The sequence below is a fragment of the Azospirillum sp. TSO5 genome, from assembly GCF_003116065.1.
Classification (GTDB): Bacteria; Pseudomonadota; Alphaproteobacteria; order Azospirillales; family Azospirillaceae; genus Azospirillum.
In genome coordinates, this window is record NZ_LGQY01000119.1 from 1 (window position 1) to 16,753 (window position 16,753).

The window sequence follows — 16,753 nt, forward strand, 5'->3', positions numbered from 1 at the left end:
CCCTCACCCTAACCCTCTCCCCGGGGGGGAGAGGGGACTAATGGGCCATTCCCGCCGTCCCGTCCCGCCGCACCTCTTCCAGCACGCGGCGCAGGTCGCCGGGGTGGAGCGGTTTGTGCAGGAAGGCGCAGCCGCGGCGCTGGCCTTCCAACAGGGATTCGGGCGCGGTCTCGCCGGTCAGGACGACCGCCGGGATGTCGGCCTTGAACAGCTTGCGCACGCGGTCGATGACGTCGAAGCCGGAGACCTTTCCCGGCAGGCGCAGGTCGGTCAGGATGGCGTCGGGCGGGCCTTCCAGCCCATCGACCGCGGCGAACACCTCGCGCATGTTGGATGCGGAGACGAAGGCGCAGCCCCAGCTTTCCAGAGTCAGCAGCAGGCCGGACAGCACCATGCTGTCGTCGTCCACCACCAAGATGCGCATGCCGTCCAACGGGATTGCCGACGCCGCCTGATCGGCCGACGCCGTCGCGGACGAGGTGTCGGCGAGCGCCTCCTCCCCCTCCAGGCGGTCGACGGTGACGGCGAAGACCGAGCCGCGGCCGGAGCGCGACCGCACGTCGATGGGTGCGCTCAGCAGAACCGACAGGCGCCGCACGATGGCGAGGCCGAGGCCGAGGCCGCGCGTCGGGTCGCGGGCCGGGTTGGTCAGCTGGTGGAACTCGTCGAAGATGACGTCCAGCTTGTCCTGCGGAATGCCGAAACCGGTGTCCCACACCTCGATCCGCCAGTACCCGTCGCGCTTGCGCAACCCCAGCAGGATGCCGCCGCGCTGGGTGTAGCGGATGGCGTTGGCCAGGAGGTTGCGGACGATGCGGCCGAGCAGGATCGGGTCGCTGCGGGTGAATGCCCGGCAGGGCAGATGAACACGCAGGCGCAGGCCCTTCTCCTCCGCCTGGGGACGGAATTCATCGGCCAGCGATTGCAGAAGCGCGTCGAGCGACACCGGCTGCAGGTCGGCCTCCACCGTGCCGGCGTCCAGCGTCGAGATGTCGAGCAGGGCGTTCAGCAGCTGCTCGCCCGCCGTCATCGCGTTTGCCAGCATGCCGGCGGTGCGGGTGGCCCGCGCGTTGCCCTCCACCTGGGTGGTGAGCGCGTCGAGGAACAGGCGCATCGCCTGGAAGGGCTGGCGCAGGTCGTGGCTGGCGGATGCCAGGAAGCGGGAGCGCGCCGCCGTGGTACGCGCCACCTCCGCCCGCATCGCCTCCTCCAGCTTGGCGATGGCGCCGTCCAGCGTCGCCGTCGCCAGCACCCCGACCACACGGCCGTCGACCAGCAGCGGCGTGGCGCGCAGGCTCAGCGGAGGTTCGGTCGGCAATTGCAGCGGGGCGCCGTCGGGCGGCGTGGCCGGGCCGTCCGCACCTCCTGCCCCGTAGAGCGGGCGCAGCGCGTCGGCCACCGCCGGCCAGCCGCCGGGCAGCAGGGTCGGCCCGCTCTCGTCGCGGGTGGCGGCCCGCGGATGGTTGAGCAGGGAGGCCAGCGCCTCGTTGCAGCGGACGGCGGCCATCTCCGGCCCGCCGATCACCAGCATGGTCGGCACCGTCCCGGCCGCGCAGACGCGCCGCGCGTTGTCGAGACACTCGCGATAGCGCAGATCGGTCGGGGACATTGGGGTGGCCGAAGATCGGTGCATCGCGTCGGAATCTCTCACATCGGTGTCGCCGGGGATCGGGGCGGGAATCGGAGTGTCGTGGAACGGCTGGAGGCTGATCGCCATCGTAATCGGCACCGGCACCGGATAGACCGTCGGACAGTTTCGAAAAGCCCGCAGAGAATAAACGGACAAGCGGGCTTCCGAAATCACACGATGGCTCTACTCCCTTCCTATGCGGAAGGTGCAGGCCGCGGTCGCCGCATCAGATGATCCTCCACGAAGTATTTCCGACGCAGAAGCGCCATCAGCCGGGTTTTCAGGACATCCATCTCCTGCGCCTTGCCAACGAAATCGTCGGCGCCGGCATTCAAACTGATCATCAGCTGTTCCTCGTCGTCCTGGCTGGTCAGGATGACGATTTGGAAGAACAGGCCGCGCTGGCGCCGGAACCTGTCGAATCGTTCGCAGAGCTGGGTGCCGCTGGTGCCCGGCATCACGAGGTCGAGGATGACGCAGTCGAGCCCGCCGCCGGCCAGCGCCGCCACCGCCTCGTCGGCGTTGCGCGCGGCGGTGACGGTGCAGCCCTCCTGCTCCAGTTCGGCGCGCAGGAACTCGCGGTAGGTCGCGCTGTCGTCGACGATCAGGATATGGGCGCGGCGGAAAATCTCCGGCACGGTCGGCGGGGCGCTGCGCCGCTCCAGCAGCGCGCAGGCCTCCTCCACCAGCGCCTTGGGGTCGGAGGGGTCGTGCTCGCCATCGCCGCGGCCGAGCACCATGATGGCGGCGTCGCTGCGCGCGCGCAGGTCGGCGAGGCCGGTGGGGCCGGCAAGCTCGCCCTCGACGATCAGCAGATCCTGCGGATTGCCGGCGATCTCGGCCAGGGCCGGTTCCACGCCTTCGACGCAGACGGTCTCGACGCCGCGTTCCTCCAGCAGAAGCTTCAGCAGAAGCCCCTGCGTCTGGGAACCCATGACCACCAGGCTGCGGAGTCCGTTCATGGCGCCATCTTCTCGTCGGAGGTCAGTTGCAGCAGCCGTCCGGCCACCCGGTCGAGAGGCAGTTCCTCCACGGCGCCGCCCAGGCGCACGGCGGTGCCCGGCATGCTGTGGATCACCGCCGTGGAGGCGTGTTCGGCAATCGTGTAGGCCCCCGCCCGATGCATGTCCACCAGTCCCCTCGCTCCATCCTCTCCCATGCCGGTCAGCAGCACGCCGATGCCGGAGGCGCCATAGGCGCGCGCCATCGACTGGAACAGCACCTCGCCCGACGGGCGCTGGCCGCACACCATCGGGTCGCCGGACAGGCGGATGGCGCCGTTGTCCACCAGCATGTGCCGGTCGCCCGGCGCCACATAGACCGTGCCGGGCTGCGGCTTCACCCCCGCCTCGCCCAGTTGGACCGGCAGCGGGGAAACGGTGCCCAGCCAGTTGGCGAAGCCCTCCATGAAGGGGGCGCCCATATGCTGGACCACGAAGACCGGCAGCGAAAAGGCGGCCGGCAGCTCCTTCAGGACTTTCGCCAGCGCCGCCGGCCCGCCGGTGGAGGCGACGAGGCCCAACCCGCGGAAACGGCGGATGCGGCCGTCGGCCGTCACCGCCGCCTCGGGCAGGCCGCCATCGGGGGATGGGGTTTCGCCGGCGGCATTGGAAGAGCGGGCGGCCCGCGCGGTGATGCGGTGGCGGATGACCTTCACCTGGCTCATGATGACCAGCTGGGTGCAGAGATGGTGCGCCACCGTCTGGTAGTCGGCACGCGCCATGCTGCCCGGCTTTTCCACCACCGCCAGCGCGCCGGCCTGCAGCGCCCGCATCGGGATGTCGAGGTCGCGCACGTCGGACGCCACCACGACGATCGGTAGCGGGTTCTGCCGCATGATGCGGCTGGTCACCTCGAAGCCGTCGATGCCCGGCAGGCGGATGTCGAGCGACACCACGTCGGGGGCGTTCTTCTCGATCATGCGCAGGGCCTGCTCGCCGCTGGAGGCGATGCCCGCCACCTCCAGCCGCGGGTCGGCGCCGATGACGTGGCTGAGAAGCTGCTGGATGACCGGGCTGTCCTCCACCACCAGCACACGGATACGACGAGTTCCGACGGTGGGAGGTCCGGAGTGCGCCGCCCCGCTCACAGCAGCCGCCGGATGCCGGCCAGAAGCTCGTTCTGGTCGAACCGCGTCTTGACGATGTAGGCGTCCGCCCCCAGCCGCAAGCCGCGCTCGCGGTCCTCGTCGCTGGCGCGCGAGGTGACGAGGATCACCGGGATCTCCTCCAGCCGCTTGTCGGCCTTCACCGCCTGCAGCAGGGCGAAACCGTCCATCCGGGGCATCTCGACGTCGCTGATGATCAGGCCAACCTCCATCCCTTCGGAAAGGCGCTCCAGGGCCTCGCGCCCGTCCACGCACAGCGTCACCCGATAACCATGGGCTTCGAGGATGCTCTTTTCCAGCGTGCGGGTGGTGATGCTGTCATCGACGACCAGGATATGCGCCCGGGCAGGGGTAACCTCTTCCGCCGGGCGTGCCGGGGGCGGCAGGACGCTGCCGGGCAGCGGCATCAGGCCGGAGATGTTCAGCACCAGCGCCGGCCCGCCATCGTCCATCAGCACGGTGCCGAGATAGCGGCCGCTGTCGAGCCCGGTTTCCTCCGCCGCCGTCACCACCGTCTCGCGCGTCGCGACGAAACGGTCGACCGCCAGCGCCAGCCGCCGATCGGCCGCGCGGACGACCACCAGGGCCAGCGAGCGTTCGGCGGTGGGCACCACCGGCGCCTCCATGCCCAGCAGGGCGGCCAGCGAGGTGACGGGAGTCTCCTCCTCGCCGATGCGGATCATCGGGGTACCGACGCCGGAGAACAGCGATTCGGCGGTGGCGGTGCGCAGCCGGACCACATCTGCCGACGGGATCGCCAGGATCTGATCCTGCACGGCGACGAAGACCAGACGCTGGCTGAGCAGGCTCAGCGGCACCTCGATGGTGACGGCGGTGCCGCCCTCCGGCCGGTCGGCGATGGTCAGGTTGCCCTGCAGCCGCTCCACCTCCCGCCGGGCGATGGGGAGGCCCATGCCGCGCCCGGCCAGTTCGGTGGTGCGCGAGGCGGTGGAGAAGCCGGGATGGAACAGGAACTCGGTCAGCCGCTCCAGCGGTATCTCCTCGGCGCCGGACAGCTCGTCGGCGTCGATCAGGCCGCGTTCGGCCGCCTTGCGCAGGATCGCCGCGCGGTCCAGCCCGCGGCCGTCATCCTCGATGCGCAGGTGCAGGCGCCCCCCCTCCACCGAGGCGGCGATGGTGACGCGCGCCGCCGGCCGCTTGCCCAGCGCCAGCCGTTCCGCCGGCGTTTCGATGCCGTGGCTGATGGCGTTGCGGGCGATGTGGAGGATAGGGTCCTTCAGCCGCTGCAGGACGTTGCGGTCGGCCTCCACCTCCAGGCCGCGGACGTCGACCTCGACCTCCTTGCCCTCGGCCCGGCTGATGTCGCGGACCATGCGGCCGAGGCCGCTCAGCTGGTTTTCCGCCGGCAGCATGCGCAGGCGCCGCATGTCCTGCTGGAAGCCGCCGCCCCAGCGCCGCATCGACCACAGCAGCCGGTCATGGCTGCGGTGCGCGCTGTCGAGCGCGCCGCCCAGCGACCGGAAGCGGCGCTCGAAGGCCATCAGGGCGGGCAGCGCGCCGCGGCCGTCGAGCGCGTCGGCTCCATCCTCCGGCCGGGCCTCCAGCCGGGCGCCGCGGCCGAGCTGCACGCGCAGATGGCGCCATGCGCGGTCGAGCGCCCGCCATTCCTGGCGCATCGCGCGGAGCTGCTCGCCGAGGCCAGCCTGCGCCTCCACCTCCGGCAGCAGGGCTGATGCGGTCTCGGACAGGCGCTCCAGCCCCTGGGCGGCGATGCGGACAAGGGCGGCGGAATCGGCGTCGACGGTGCGCTCGCGCTGGCGGGGAGGCCGGCTGCCGGCGGTACGGGCGGGGGAGGCCGGAGCGGGGGCCGGAGCGGGGCCGCCGCTGCGACCGGCGGCCAGCGCGTCGAGATCGGCGAGCACGCCGGCCGTCTCCACCTCGCCGCCGCCCTGGAGCGACCAGGCGACCAGATCCTCGATGGCGTCGAGCGCGCGGCGGAACACGCCGACATTGGCGGCATCGAGCGGGATCTCACCCTTCTGCACGGCGATGAAGGCGGCTTCCAGCCGGTGGGAGATCGCCTCCACCTCCGGCAGGTCGACGGCGCGGGCGGCGCCCTTCAGGCTGTGGGCGCGCCGGTGGATGTCGACGAGATCGGGCGCGTCGCCCGTCGCCTCCGCATCGCGGAGCGCGTTGCGGATCGCGGCGAGGTGCTCCTTGTGCTCCAGGTCGAAGGCGGCGAGCAGGCGCTGGCGGATGTCCATCAGGAGACACTCCAACGCGTTTCCAATCCCCTCTCCCCCCCGGGGAGAGGGTTAGGGTGAGGGGGAAGCGCGACAGGAGCTTTGGGAGAGGCACGCAATGCATCCCCCTCACCCCGACCCTCTCCCCGGGGGGGAGAGGGGGAAACGCGCTGGCTTCGGCGGCGCATCGTCACACCCGGTAGTTCCGCACCGCCTCGACCAGACCCTGGCCGAGGTTGTTCAGGTTGGCGGCGGCGCCTTCCAGTTGGCGGGTGCCGGCCGCCGTCTGGCTGCTGGCCTCGCGGATGTTCTGCAGCGCCTGGATCACCTGCTCCAGGCCGATCTGCTGCTGGTTGGTGCCGGCGACGATCTGCTGGAAGGCCAGCACGCTCTCCTGGATGTTCTCCGCCATGGTGCGGATGGTCGATTGGGTGGCGTCGGTCTGGCGCTTGCCGGCGGCGACGCGCTTCACCGCCTCCTCCGTCAGCATCACCGAGGCGTTGATGCCGTGCTGGATCTCCGACAGGTTGGAGCGGACCTGGGCGGTCGCCTCCTTCGACTGGTCGGCGAGGCTCTTGATCTCGCCCGCCACGATGGAGAAGGTGCGGCCATGCTCGCCGGCCGCCGCCGCCTCGATGGCGGCGTTCAGCGCCAGCAGGTGGCAGCGCTCGGCGATGTCGTTGACCGTCACGATGATCTCGCCGATCGCCTGGGTGCGTTCGGACAGCATGACGATGTTCTCGGCCACCGCCTCCGCCTGTTCGCGGATGGCGTCCATCGCCTGGATGGTGTCGTCCACCGCCTTCATGCCGGAATGGCTGGAGGCCGCCACCGTCTGGGCGCCGTGCGAGACGTCCTGGGCGCGGCGGTTGATCTGGGCGCCGGATTCGGTGATCTCCGACAGGGTGGCCGTCGTCTGCTCCACCGCCGCCAGCTGCTCGGCGACGCTGGCCGACTGCTGCTGGGTCGAGGCGCGGATCTGGGCGGTGGCGGCGTGGACGCTCTCCGCCGTTTCGCGGGTGGTGCGGGCCATCGACTTCAGCCGGCCGGCCATCTCGTTCAGATGCTGGCCGAGGATCGCCAGCTCGTCCTTGCCGGCGATGGCGATCTCCTGGGTCAGATCGCCGTGGCCGACCTTGGTGACGAAGTCGATGGCGCGGCCGAGCCGCCGGGTGATCGAGCTGCCGATCAGATAGGCGACCCCCACCGCGATCAGGAAGACGACGACCAGCGCGACGACCGAGGACTGGATGGCGGAGTTGTAGATCGACCGGATGTCGGCGCGGCCGGCCTTGGTCAGGTGGTCGATGGCGGTCTGGGCCTGATCGATGCGCGCCTCCATGTTCTTGCGCAGCTCGTCCACCCGCTGGCGGCGCATCAGCGCCTCGGGAACTTGGTTGCGTTCGAGCATGGTGTAGATCGTCCGCGCCTCGTCGCCGACCATGGTGATGGCGCGGGACATCTCGTTCACCGCGGTGTCCAGCTCGACCCAGCCCCGGCGGCGGCTGTCGGTCACACCGGTGGAGGCGCGCTCCGCCACCATCGCCCGCAGCTGGCCCAGCCGGTCGCGCAACTGGACACCGACCTCGTCGTAATGGCGGCGCAGCGGCGCCAGCAGGGCCGGGATTTCGGCGACCCGCCCTTCGGCATTGGCGATGGACACGGCGTTCAGCGCCGTCTCGCGCGTGCTGCGCAGTTCCGCCTGCATGTTGCCGACGTCCGTTACCATTTTGGCGGCTTCGTTGTCGTAGGTCGACACCGCCATGATGACGTCCAGCGCGTCGGAGAAGCGCGACATCTGATAGAGCGCCAGCAGCGCCGTCAGGACACAGACGACGCCGAATCCCAGGACCAGCTTGTGCGCGACTTTCATGTTCATTCTTGGACTCCAGCCCCGGACGGCTCTTCAGGTGGATCGGTCGGTTTCAGGTCTTCACGAGGTCGAGCAGTGCCACCATGTCCAGGATCGCCATGCGGTCGGCGGCGATGGCCCTGACCAGCGGCCCGGCCTCCGCCGGGGCGGAGCCGCGCGGCGGCACGATGTCGGCCACCCGCTCCACCTCCCGCACGCGCAAGGCCGCCGGACGAGCGGCGCCGGTGCGCAGCACGATGGCGTAGCCGGACGGGTCGGTCCCGGCATCGGCCCTGGACAGCAGGGCGGCGGATACACTGGCCGACGGGCCATTGCACAGCCGGTCGAGGTCGAACAGCCGCATCACCCGGCCGGCGACGGCGATCACCCCCAGCACGGCGGGCGGCGCCCCCGGCACGCGGGCCAGCCGCGGCATCGGCACGATATGGCCGAGATGGCGCAGCTCCAGCCCATAGTGCGTTTCGGCCCCGCGGGCGACCAGCATCGGGATGCCGGCGCTCTCCTCCCCGTGGAGCTGCGGGATTTCGGCCAGATCCTCCGCCCGGCGGGCCAGAACGGCGTCGGCCCAGGGGCCGCGGCCGGCGAAGGTCGCCTCCAGGTCGGCGTTGCGGCGGGCCAGCTTCCTATGCACCTCGTCCCAGTCGACGGCGGCTTGGGCGGCCGCACGGGCGGCGGCGCGCTCGGGGGAGGCGCTTTCGAGGGCGGCGATCAGCGGTGCGGCCCCGGCTCCACTCCCTGCGCCGGCAAGCGTGTCGTCCATCAGCCCTCCTCACCGGTCAGCCAGAGGTCCAGCATGCCGCGCAGCTCCTGAACGGTCAGGCCGCCGCCCTCCGCCACCGCCTCGTCGTCGGGACGGCTCTCCAGCGCCTCGCGCGCATTGCGGAAATGGCGTTGTGCCGGGAGCAGCCGGCCGCGCCGCCAATAGGCCAGCGCCAGATGATAGTCGGCCAGAACGAATCGCGGGTCGAGATACAGCGCGCGCTTGAAGGCCGCCACCGGGTCGCCGACGCCCAGCTCCTCCTCCACCAGACCCAACTGGTAATGGGCGCCGGGGTCGAGCCGGCTCGCCTCCACCCGGGCGAGACAGGCTTCCAGAACGGTCGAGCGCTCGTTGGTTTCGGCGGGGTCCGGCGGGGTCGGTGCGGCGGGAGGCGTCGCCGCCGGCGCGGACTTGCGGGCGCGCGGAGCGGGTGCGGCTTCCGGCGCCGGTCCGGTCGCACGGCGGGACCTGGGCACGGGGGCCGGCGCCGCCGCTGCCGGGCCGGGGGCCGGGCTGCGAACCGCCGCGGCCGGGGCCGCCGCTTCGGCCTGCTTGCGGTAGAGGGTGGCGCCGGGGACCGAGACCGGAATGAACAGCTCGTTCATCTGCGGACCGGCCTCGGCATGGCCGACCACCAGCCAGCCGCCATCGGCCAGCGCCTTGTGCAGGTTGCCCAGCAGCCGGTGCCGTGTCGCCTCGTCGAAATAGATCATGACGTTGCGGCACAGGATGATGTCGAAATGCCCGATCCCATGCGGATAGGAGGGGATCTCGCCATCCACAAGGTTGAAGGGGAGGAAGCTGGTCCATTGCCGGAATTTCGGCTTCACCGACCACAGCTTGTCCTGGCGGTCGAAGCAGGCCTCCAGCGTTTCCGGCGACAGCCCGCGCACCGCCCAGTCGCCATAGGCGCCGCGCCGCGCCTGTTCCAGGAAGGCGCCGTTGATGTCGGTGCCGATGATGTGGACCTGCCATCCTTCCAGCTGGGCGGCGAAATGCTGCTTCAGCAGGATTTCGAGCGTGTAGGCCTCCGGCCCGATGGAGCAGCCGGCACTCCAGATCCGCAGCAGGCGGCTCGACTGGTTGCGGCGCAGGCATTCGGGGATGGCGACGGCGCGCAACGCGTCGAACTGCTCGATGTAGCGGAAGAAGAAGGTCTCCCCCACCGCCAGCTCGTTGATGAGGCCCTGATATTCGGCGCCGGTCGGCCCCTCCGCCTCCAGCGCGGCAAGATAGCCGCCGACCGTGGTGATGCGGCCGAAGGGCAGCCGGCGGTTGATCCGCTCGGCGAAGGCGGCATCCTTGTCGGCGTAATAGGCGAGGCCGGTGGCGTCGATCACCATCGACTTCAGGCGCAGGAAATTCGGATCGCGGCGGATCGCCTCGATCCCGGCGGCGACGGCGTTCGGCATCATGCGGCACCGTCCCCGGAGGGGGCCGCGTCCTGAGCGTGCTGCCACTGCGCCAGCCTGCGTTCCGCCACGGCGCGGAAGGCGTCGAGCAGCCGGCCTTCCGCCTCGCTGAGCAGCCGGTCGGGGTCGAGCAGGGTCACGGTGCCGCCGCGGCCGGTCACCCGGTCCGGAAAGGCGCCGGCGGCACAGCCGTTGAAGGTCAGCGACGGGTCGGAGGGGGTGCGCTCGGCGGGATCGACCGCAGTGTCGCCATGGACCCGGTCGGCCAGCAGCGCCGCCGGCCGCCCCTGCCAGGTGACGAGGAGCAGCGGCGAATAGAGGTTCGGCTCGGCAGCCTCAGCGGCCAGATCCAGCAGCACGTCCAGGCGCAGGACCGGCACCACCTCCCCCTGATAGCGGAAAACGCCCTCCACCGGCAGCGGCGCCGTCGGCAGCCGGTCGAGACGCGGCAACGGCAAAAAACGCCGCACGGACTCCACCGGCAGCGCCAGCGCCCGGCCGGCAATCGAAAACACGACGCAACGGAATGGCGACGGGGTGGAGGCAGTTTGCGCTGGGTTTGGTGACATCCGTCCGTCGATGGTCTGGAATCCGACCGGGAACATGCCCCATCACGACCGGAATGCGAATTACGCCAATGGTTTACGCCGTAGGGCCTATGCCCCGGCCGTGATCGTCCCTGCCCTTTGCCGGATGGACCGGGCGGGCTACTCTGTTGCGGCATGGATAAACCGGGACCAGGGAGAGAAGAGACGATGGCCGGCCGTTATTTCGAGGATTTCCGCATCGGCGACGTGATCGAATCGGAAGGGGCGACCCTGACCGACAGCCAGATCATGGATTTCGCCCTGCGCTTCGACCCGCAGCCCTTCCATATGGACGCGGCGGCGGCGGCCGACGGGCCGTTCCAGGGGCTGATCGCCAGCGGCTTCCACACCCTGTCGCTGACCTTCCGGCTGATCCGCGACACCGGCATCATCACCGGCACGAGCCTGGGCGGGTCCGGCATGGACGAGCTGCGCTGGCTGCGGCCGGTGCGGCCCGGTGACACCATCCGCGCCCGGGTGGAGGTGGTGGAGACCATCCCGTCGCGCCGCGGCGGGCGCGGCACGGTGCGGCTGGCCTACTCCACGGTGAACCAGCGCGGCGAGCCGGTGATGACCTGCATCATGAACCACATCATCGCCGGACGAAGCGGCCCGCAGACCGTCGAGGTCTGAACGCCGCAATCAGGCCCGCGCGGCCAGGGTGCGGATCGCCAGCGCGGCGGCGGAGGCGCGGTTTTCCACCCCCAGCTTGGCGAAGACCTGCTCCAGGTGCTTGTTCACCGTGCGCGGGCTGATGCCCAGGATCTCGCCGATGTCGCGGTTCGGCTTGCCGTTGGCGATCCACAGCAGGACCTCCGCCTCGCGCGCGGTCAGACCGAGAGCGTCGCGCAGGATCGCCTCCTGGCGGCCGGCGGTGGGTTCGCTGAGGCGGAACAGGTACTCGTCGGGGTTGGCCGGGCTGAGATAGGTGAATTCCAGCCGCCGCACCCCCTCGCCGTCCGGCAGCTCCAGCGTGAAGGTCTCCGCCGAGGCGCCGGGCGATGAGGATTGGCGCAGCCGGACCAGACCGGCGGCCAGGGAGGATGCTGCTTCGGGGCGCACACCGTCGGGGCCGGGCAGCAGGCCGCCGAGCAGGCGTTCCGCCTGTGGGGTGCACCACAGCAGCCTGCCCTCCCCGTCCGTCGCCAGCAGAAAGCGGCCGGTGGCGTCGAGCGCGGCGCGGGCGCCGTAGGCGACGCGGGCGTTGGTCAGATGGACGCGGATGCGGGCGATCAGTTCGTCCACCACGATGGGCTTGGTGACGTAATCGACGCCGCCGGCCTCCAGCCCCTTCACCACATGCTCGGTGTCGCTGAGACCGGTCATGAAGATGACGGGGATGTGCGACAGGTGGGGGATCTGCTTCAGCCGCCGGCAGGTCTCGAAGCCGTCGAGGCCCGGCATCACCGCGTCCATCAGGATCAGGTCCGGGGTGATCTGGCCGACGAGGTCGAGCGCACTTTCGCCGTCGACGGCGACCAGCACGGTCAGGTCGGCCTGTTCGATGGCCTCCGTCAGGAATCCCAGCGTGTCGGGGGTGTCGTCCACCACCAGGATCATGTCGCGGCGCTTCATCCCGTCACGGCCCCGTCTTCTTCCAGATCATCTTGGTCTTGGTCCTGCGCGGCGTCGCGCTGCGCCGCCGCCTCTTCCACCGCACGCATATAGCCTTTCAGGTCGAAGGCGCGCACCAGCGTTCGCAGCCGCTCGACGAATGGCTGGGCGGCGGCATCCTCCGCCTCGATCTCGCGCAGCTTGGCCTCGATCCCGCGAATATAACCGATCCGGCCGAGCTGGCGCAGGTCGTCGAGATGACGCAGCGCCGACTCCGGCGGGTGATTGGACGGCGTTTGATTGGACGGCTCAGGCGTTTGATCGGCCGGCGCGGGCGGCGGAGCAAGCGGTTCCGCAGGCTTTTCCACCGCATGGAGCCATTCCAGGCCGGTCAGCGCCTGCAAACGGTCGAGCAGCGCGTGGATTTCGATGGGCTTGGCGACGAAGGCGTCATGCGGCGCCCGGCCGTCGCCCGGTCCCTGCGCCTCATAGGCGTTGGCGGAGACCATGATGATGCGGATGCGGTCGGCGAACTGGCGGCGCAGTTCCTCGGCCAGATCCCAGCCGCTCTCGCCGGGCATCGAGATGTCGAGCATGGCGACGTCGGGCTTGCACTGCGCCGCCAGCTCCAGGCAGGTGGCGGCGTCGGACGCGGTGAACAGCACGAAGCCCAGCGGACGCAGGATGTCGGTCATCAGCGCCAGATGGTCGCGGTCATCGTCGGCCAGCAGGATGGTGATCTGCGGCCCGGCATAGCCGGTGATGGCGCGCCGCTCCACCTGCTCGCCCGGCCGGTGCATCGCCTCCGACAGCAGCAGGCGGACGGTGAAGACGCTGCCCCATCCCGCTTCGCTGCGCACGGCGATGTCGCCGCCCATGATCCGGGTCAGCACCCGCGTGATGGTCAGGCCGAGACCGGTACCGGCCACCGCCCGCACCGCCGCACCCCGCCCGCGCTCGAACGGTTCGAAGACGCGGTCGAGGTCCTCGGCCCGGATGCCGATGCCGCTGTCGGCGATCTCGAACTCGGCGATCTGGCTGCGGTAGCGGACGGTCAGGGCGACATGGCCGGTCTCGGTGTATTTCACCGCGTTGGACAGCAGGTTGATCAGGATCTGGCGCAGGATCTTGCTGTCGGTGTGGACCCAGACCGGCAGATGCGGCACGCGGGCATAGCGGAACTCCAGACCCTTGGCCGACGCCTGGATGCGGAACATGTCGGCCAGCTGGTCGAGGAAGTCGATCAGCTGCACCTTGTCGCGGCTGAGCCGGCGCAGGCCCGATTCGATCTTGGAAATGTCGAGCAACCCGTCGATCAGGTTAGACAGATGCTCCGCGCTGCGGCGGATGACGCGGACGGCGTCCTGCGGGCGCTGGGTGCTGTTGCTCTCCAGAAGCTGGGCATAACCGGAGATGGCGTTGAGCGGCGCGCGGATTTCGTGGCTGACGCCGATGATGTAGCGGCTCTTGGCGGCGTTGGCGGCCTCCGCCACCTCCTTGGCCTTCTGCAGGGCCGCGTCGGTGCGTTCGTGGGCGGCAATCTCGTCCATCAGCATGGCGGTCTGGCGACCGGTCTCCTCCTCCGCCTTGCGGCGGCTTTCATGGGCCAGCACCAGCAGCCAGGCGGCGACGCCGGACAGGATGAACAGACAGACGAAGACGGTGACCAGCGCGGTGTGGATCGCCGCCCGCTCCGCCGCGTCGGCATTGGCGTACTGGAAGTCGATGACCAGCAGCACCCCGCCCAGCACCAGCGAGAACAGCGTCATCACCCCGATGAAGTGGCCGGTGCGGGTGTGGACCCCGGCGGCCATGCGCTTGGGCAGGATCCGCTGCAGGCTGTGGGCGATCTGATCGGCGAAGCGGCTGTCGGTCTTGCACAGATCGTGGCAGCGCGCCTCCAGCGTGCAGCAGAGCGAGCAGATCAGCGCGTCGTAGGCCGGGCAGAAGGCCATGTCCGGCCGTTCGAAGTGATTCTCGCAGATCGAACAGCGGACGGTGGCGCCCTCGCCGGGCAGGGGATCGGACTTGCGCGCGATGTAGTAGCGGCCCCCGGTCCTCCAGGCGATCAGCGGGGCGGCGGCGAAGGCGACCACCAGCCCGATGAACGGGGCCAGCGCCTGCGCCACCGGACCGAGAAGGCCGAAGAAGGCGGTGGTGGAGCACAATACCGACAGGCCCATCGCCCCGGTGCCCACCGGGTTGATGTCGTAGAGGTGGGCGCGCTTGAACTCGATGCCCGGCGGGCTGAAACCCAGCGGCTTGTTGACCGCCAGATCGGCGGCGACCGCTCCCAGCCAGCCGACCGCGACGTTGGCGTAGAGGCCGAGGATGCTCTCGATCACGCCGAGGATGCCGATCTCCATCAGCAGCAGGGCCAGCAGCACGTTGAACACCAGCCAGACGACGCGGCCGGGGTGGCTGCGGGTCAGGCGGGAGAAGAAGTTCGACCAGGCGATGGAGCCGGCATAGGCGTTGGTGACGTTGATCTTCATCTGGCAGACCACGACGAAGATGCCGGTCAGCGCCAGCGCCGCGACGGGCGAGCCGAACACGTCGAGAAAGGCCATGTGGTACATGCTGTTGGGCTGCACCGCATCCTCCACCGCCAGCCCGTGCTTGATGGCGAGGAAGGCCAGCAGCGACCCCGCCGCCAGCTTCAGGCTGCCGATCACCACCCAGCCCGGCCCGCCGGCCAGCAGCGCCGTCCACCAGCGCACCTTGCCGATGCGGGACTGCGAGGGCAGAAAGCGCAGATAGTCCACCTGCTCGCCGATCTGCGGCAGCAGCGAGAGCAGGACCGAGGCGGCCATGCCGAAGGGCAGCAGCGACAGCCCGCCGTCGGGGGCGTAGACGCCGGGCAGCGAGGTCCATTGCGCCAGGGTTTCGCGGTCGAGCAGGAAGAAATAGGCCAGCGGCACGCATTGCAGCAGGATCCACACCGGCTGCGTCGCCCATTGCATGCGGCTGATGAAGCGGATGCCGTAGACGGCGATGGGGATCACCGCCAGCGAACTGATGACATGGGCGAGAGAGGCCGGGATGCCCAGCACCATGGTCAGCCCGGCCGACATGATGCTGGCCTCGATGGAAAACAGGATGAAGGTGAAGGAGGCGTAGACCAGCGAGGTGATGGTCGACCCGAGATAGCCGAAGCCGGCGCCGCGGGCCAGCAGGTCGATGTCCACCCCGGCCTTCGCCGCGTGATAGGTGATCGGCAGCCCGACCAGGATGCTGAGCAGCGCCACCGCCAGGATGGCGGCCATGGCGTTCTCGAAGCCGTAGGTCAGGGTGACGGCGGCGCCCAGCGCCTCGCAGGCCAGGAAGGAGATGGCGCCGAGCGCGGTGTTGGCGACCCGCCACGCGCTCCAGCGCCGCGCCCGCTCCGCCGTGTAGCGGAGCGCGTAGTCCTCCAGCGTCTGGTCGGCGGCGAGCTGGTTGTATTGCCGGCGTTCACGGACGATCCGTTGCCTCGCGCTCATGCCCGTCCGCCGTTCCCGCCCGTCGCCTGTGGTGGTCCGCATCGTCGGGAGTTTCGTAGGGCTTGGCAAGGTGCAAGCGCGTTGACAGCACCGGACCCGGCCTCTAGCTGTCGGGCCGTACGAACCGGACAATCGCTGGAAGCCCAAGCATGACCGTCGAGCTTGTCGTTTGTGAAACCTGCCGCCGGCCGGAAGACCCGCCCGACGCCACGCGGCCGGGGGCGGAGCTGATGGCGTTGATGGAGCGGGCGCTGGCCGAAGCTCCCGATCTGGCCGCGCTGGTGCGGCTGCGGCCGATGCGCTGCCTGATGAGCTGCCGGCGCCCTTGTGCCGTCGCCGTGCGCTCCGCCGCGCGGATGAGCTATGTGCTGGGCGATTTCGCCCCGGACGAGATGACGGTGGAGACGCTGACCGCCTACCTGCGCGCCTATGCCGCCACCGAAGACGGGATCGTTCCGTTCAAGCAATGGCCGCAGGGCGTCAAGGGTCGTTTCGTTTCCCGACTCCCACCGCTGGAGGAGCCGGACGGACGGGTTTGACACATCGGAGTTGCGGTCCAATTATTGTTGGCAAGACCAACGATTTTCGCCCTTACGGGCGAGGAGGAGCGCCCGATGAAGGTCGACCCCGAGGTCCTGAACTGCGCCACCGGCCTACTGCACATGGCGCGCGAGGCGGAACGCTCCAACGGCTGGGAAGCCGGCGACCTGCTGCGCACCACGCTGCGCCTGCTGGTGGTTGCCGGCGCCGACGGCCATGGCTGGGACGCCGACGACCTGTCTGAGGAAGTCCGCGATCTGGTCGAGGCGGTGCGGACGACGAATGCGGACGAGGGGGCGTTCGGGGGCGCGTTCGGGGATGGGGAGATGGTGGTGCATTGAGGGGGCGCTTGTCCCTAATTGCCCCCTTAAACCTCTTGCCCCCTCCCTAACCCTCCCCCGCTCACGCGGGAGAGGGGACTGCCGCCGCTTCGCGATTCAGTTCACTCGGACAAGCTTCCTGCCCCCTCTCCCGCGAAGCTCTCGCACCAAGCTTCGCTTTGTGCTGACGCGACAGGCGGACCGTAGGTCCGCTGAGAGCGGGGGAGCAACCATGTTGTTTTCATGGTGAGTGTGGCATTGCCTCCCATTCCTTGTTGTCTCGG

General features: G+C 69.9%; 13 protein-coding genes. 3 read left to right on the forward strand and 10 right to left on the reverse strand.

The annotated features are described in order from the left end of the window. Positions 1–37 precede the first annotated feature (37 nt). The 8 genes from TSO5_RS25870 to TSO5_RS25905 all read right to left on the reverse strand — a co-directional run bounded on the left by TSO5_RS25870 (position 38) and on the right by TSO5_RS25905 (position 10,501). Entirely contained in the window at positions 38–1,717 is a 1,680-nt protein-coding gene (locus TSO5_RS25870) for a hybrid sensor histidine kinase/response regulator (RefSeq protein WP_109154326.1), read from the reverse strand. 107 nt (positions 1,718–1,824) lie between these two features. Beyond that, entirely contained in the window at positions 1,825–2,592 is a 768-nt protein-coding gene (locus TSO5_RS25875) for a response regulator transcription factor (RefSeq protein WP_109154327.1), read from the reverse strand. Next, positions 2,589–3,719: a chemotaxis-specific protein-glutamate methyltransferase CheB gene (gene cheB, locus TSO5_RS25880; protein ID WP_247870975.1), complete on the reverse strand. Its 1,131-nt coding sequence runs from the start codon at positions 3,717–3,719 to the stop codon at positions 2,589–2,591. The genes TSO5_RS25875 and cheB overlap by 4 nt, the downstream gene beginning before the upstream one ends. Next, on the reverse strand, positions 3,716–5,962 hold the full coding sequence (locus tag TSO5_RS25885) for a response regulator (protein WP_109154328.1): 2,247 nt from the start codon (positions 5,960–5,962) through the stop codon (positions 3,716–3,718). Before TSO5_RS25885 ends, cheB begins: the two co-directional genes overlap by 4 nt. 169 nt (positions 5,963–6,131) lie before the next feature. Next, entirely contained in the window at positions 6,132–7,820 is a 1,689-nt protein-coding gene (locus TSO5_RS25890; protein ID WP_109154329.1) for a methyl-accepting chemotaxis protein, read from the reverse strand. A 46-nt stretch (positions 7,821–7,866) separates the two neighbouring features. After that, entirely contained in the window at positions 7,867–8,574 is a 708-nt protein-coding gene (locus tag TSO5_RS25895; protein ID WP_109154330.1) for a chemotaxis protein CheW, read from the reverse strand. Then, positions 8,574–9,989, reverse strand: coding sequence for a protein-glutamate O-methyltransferase CheR (locus TSO5_RS25900; RefSeq protein ID WP_109154331.1), 1,416 nt, complete (start codon positions 9,987–9,989; stop codon positions 8,574–8,576). Before TSO5_RS25900 ends, TSO5_RS25895 begins: the two co-directional genes overlap by 1 nt. Further along, a complete protein-coding gene (locus tag TSO5_RS25905) occupies positions 9,986–10,501 on the reverse strand; it encodes a CheW domain-containing protein (RefSeq protein WP_247870976.1) in 516 nt (171 codons plus the stop codon). The genes TSO5_RS25900 and TSO5_RS25905 overlap by 4 nt, the downstream gene beginning before the upstream one ends. A 240-nt stretch (positions 10,502–10,741) precedes the next feature. Between TSO5_RS25905 and TSO5_RS25910 the strand changes: the two genes are divergently transcribed. Beyond that, positions 10,742–11,206 carry a MaoC family dehydratase gene (locus tag TSO5_RS25910; RefSeq protein WP_109154333.1) on the forward strand — a complete coding sequence of 155 codons (465 nt, stop codon included), beginning with the start codon at positions 10,742–10,744 and terminating at the stop codon, positions 11,204–11,206. A 9-nt stretch (positions 11,207–11,215) separates the two neighbouring features. Here the strand turns inward: TSO5_RS25910 and TSO5_RS25915 are convergent, their stop codons facing one another. Continuing rightward, positions 11,216–12,148, reverse strand: coding sequence for a response regulator (locus TSO5_RS25915; protein ID WP_109154334.1), 933 nt, complete (start codon positions 12,146–12,148; stop codon positions 11,216–11,218). After that, positions 12,145–15,609 carry a hybrid sensor histidine kinase/response regulator gene (locus tag TSO5_RS25920; RefSeq protein ID WP_109154335.1) on the reverse strand — a complete coding sequence of 1,155 codons (3,465 nt, stop codon included), beginning with the start codon at positions 15,607–15,609 and terminating at the stop codon, positions 12,145–12,147. Before TSO5_RS25920 ends, TSO5_RS25915 begins: the two co-directional genes overlap by 4 nt. 149 nt (positions 15,610–15,758) lie before the next feature. Here TSO5_RS25920 and TSO5_RS25925 point away from each other — a divergent pair, with 149 nt between their 5' ends. Both TSO5_RS25925 and TSO5_RS25930 read left to right on the forward strand, forming a co-directional pair. Continuing rightward, a complete protein-coding gene (locus TSO5_RS25925) occupies positions 15,759–16,148 on the forward strand; it encodes a DUF1636 domain-containing protein (protein WP_109154336.1) in 390 nt (129 codons plus the stop codon). A gap of 75 nt (positions 16,149–16,223) precedes the next feature. Continuing rightward, positions 16,224–16,490: a hypothetical protein gene (locus TSO5_RS25930; protein WP_109154337.1), complete on the forward strand. Its 267-nt coding sequence runs from the start codon at positions 16,224–16,226 to the stop codon at positions 16,488–16,490. Positions 16,491–16,753 lie beyond the last annotated feature (263 nt).